The following is a 427-nucleotide window of genomic DNA, read 5'->3' as shown; positions in this document are numbered from 1 at the left end:
TTCTTCGCCCGCGGATACTCGTCGAGCTGCTCGTTGATGAAACGGTCGCCCGGCCCGATCTTCTCGTTCGCGGGCACGCACATCCCGATCACATCGACGTCGCCGAGCGTGGCCTGCACCAGCGAGTTGAGCCGTTCCCCGAGCAGGGTGCGCGGACGGTGGATGCCCGGAGTGTCGACCAGGATCAGCTGGCCGTTCTTCTGGTGGACGATCCCACGGATCGCACGCCGGGTCGTCTGCGGCTTCGAACTGGTGATGGCGACCTTCTCGCCGACGAGGGCGTTGGTGAGCGTATCGAGCTGGACGCGGCTCGTCGCCGAGATCGGAACGATCGCCTCCCAGTCGCGCAGGGCTGAGACCGCCAGGAGCTGCTCGGCGGTCGCTGTGCGGCTCGCCGCGTCGATCTTGGTGACGATCGCGACCTTCT

At 66.7% G+C, this 427-nt stretch carries 1 protein-coding gene; it reads right to left on the bottom strand.

The features are described 5' to 3' along the window. A partial coding sequence (locus tag AB4Z02_RS19140; RefSeq protein WP_441972957.1) for a GTPase occupies positions 1-350 on the bottom strand: 350 nt, incomplete at its 3' end. Positions 351-427: the final 77 nt, after the last annotated feature.

The organism is Pedococcus sp. 2YAF34, assembly GCF_052114585.1.
Taxonomy (GTDB): Bacteria; Actinomycetota; Actinomycetes; order Actinomycetales; family Dermatophilaceae; genus Pedococcus.
The sequence above is the reverse complement of the archived record's forward strand: the minus strand, read 5'-3'. Positions and strand labels throughout refer to the sequence as shown.